The organism is Hydrocoleum sp. CS-953, assembly GCF_002260545.1.
GTDB lineage: Bacteria > Cyanobacteriota > Cyanobacteriia > Cyanobacteriales > Microcoleaceae > Trichodesmium.
Window position 1 is genome coordinate 1 of the sequence record NZ_LGSU01000084.1, and the last position, 2,049, is coordinate 2,049.

Consider the following 2,049-nt stretch of genomic DNA (forward strand, 5'->3'; position numbering starts at 1 on the left):
CACCTCTGTCTAAACAGCGGTCAGGGTTTCCCAGACTGAAGAATCCCGCGTTGTCCCGTAAGGGCAACGTCNGACATCACCTCTGTCTAAACAGCGGTCAGGGTTTCCCAGACTGAAGAATCCCGCGTTGTCCCGTAAGGGCAACGTCGGGAGTATGTCAAGCTAGCTTTCAACTTCGTAGTAGGTGGCTGCGGTTTCGTGTTGACCTAGAAATTTTGCGGTTTCTGCTGCTACGAGGTCGTATTTGTGTTGGAAGTTCATGGAGGCGTTTTGTGCCCAGGTTTTCATCCTGTTTTTTCGCTTGAATATCCCTTTTTAATCAAAGGTAAATCTGATTAAACTATTTGAATTCCCCTGATGATTTGTAACATTTTTGTTTTAAATTAGTATAATATAGAATCCTACTAATTAGTTATCGTATCGCGCTCGGAGTTAGGAGAAATATTGGATTTGAATAGCATGAATTTTTAAATTCGTATTCAAGTCTGAAGAGGTAGTGAGTGCGATAACTGTATAATATCATGTCCGCTGGTATCGGAGCGTNATAGCATGAATTTTTAAATTCGTATTCAAGTCTGAAGAGGTAGTGAGTGCGATAACTGTATAATATCATGTCCGCTGGTATCGGAGCGTGTAAACCCCAGGGTGAATAACTACAGGAAATTTAAGTTTTTTCTTACTCTTAAACCTTCTGTTGTAGGTAATTAAAGCCTTCTTCCTTACCCTTACCTTACAATACCGATGCTACCGGACATGATATAACCGGATTTTATTTCAAATAACTTTAACCCATATACTGATGACAGCGTTCAAGATAAATCTGGGCAACCCGATCGCCTTGATAATCTTCTACGCATTCTTGAAATAAACCCCCTGCTTGTTGAAATAACTTTTGATGAAATAATAATACTCCCCTTTCAAACTTCTGTTTCGTCCTGATTTTCACATCCCGTAATTCTCTCGAGTCCGCAGAAAATACTTCAAATAAACTAACCGCTTTCTTTTTTCCTTTAGCCTTAACCTGAGCAATAAATCGGAAATCGTATTCTAAGGGATTATTTAAGCTTGTAAAAGTTTTATCAGTAATTAATAGAGAAACTCCATAAGTTTTGGTTAACCCTTCCACTCTGGAGGATAGGTTCACCGCATCTCCGATCGCAGTTCCATCCATACGGCCAAATCCGCCTACAGTACCTAACATTAATACTCCTGTATGTAAACCAATACCTATACGCAGAGGTTGAAGATGATTTTCTTGCCTTTGTAAATTATATTTTTTCAATTCTTCCAACATGGCGATCGCCCCTTGCAGTGCATCATCAGCAGAATTGGGAAACAAAGCCATAATAGCATCACCAATATATTTATCAATAAACCCACCATGAGCTTGAATTTGGGGTTCCATATAACCCAGATATTCATTAATAAAAGCAAAATTTTGCGCTGGGGTCATCTGTTCCGAGATAGTAGTAAAATCGCGAATATCGGAGAACAATACCGTCATTTCCCGTTCCACTTGATCTCCGAGTTTCACATCCACAATACTGTTTTTGTCTAAAAAGCTAAGAAACTGAGCCGGAACAAAACGTTCATAAGCCTGGTTTAATTTAGTTATATTGTTATACAGTTGGGCATTTTCTAATGAAATTGCTGCTTGAGTAGCAATAGTTCGTAACAGTGCCATGCGCTCTTTGGTAAAAGCTCCAGTAGTCAGGTTATTTTCTAGATAAATAATACCCTTGAGTTTACCTTGATTGATTAAAGGAGTGCAGGCAATAGATTGGCATTGATATTTTTGAATGTAGGCATCATCAGTAAAATTCCCTTCACGAGTAGCATTGTTCAAAACAATGGTTTTACGAGTACGGGCAACATAATACACAATTTTTGACGCCACCATTTTAAATTCAGACAGAGCAATAGACTGCAATACCGAAACTTTTTCTGAGTATTCTTCCTTCGTTGCTTCAATAAACAAAGCTTCCCCATGAGCCAAAATTAATATTCCTCGTTGCGCTCCTGCATTTTCAATGAGAAGATCCATTAAAG

The 2,049-nt window shown here is 38.8% G+C and carries 1 protein-coding gene; it reads right to left on the reverse strand.

What is annotated here, in order from left to right; translation table 11 throughout:
* Positions 1 to 784: 784 nt before the first annotated feature.
* A partial coding sequence (locus tag AFK68_RS00520) for an adenylate/guanylate cyclase domain-containing protein (protein ID WP_143437375.1) occupies positions 785 to 2,049 on the reverse strand: 1,265 nt, incomplete at its 5' end.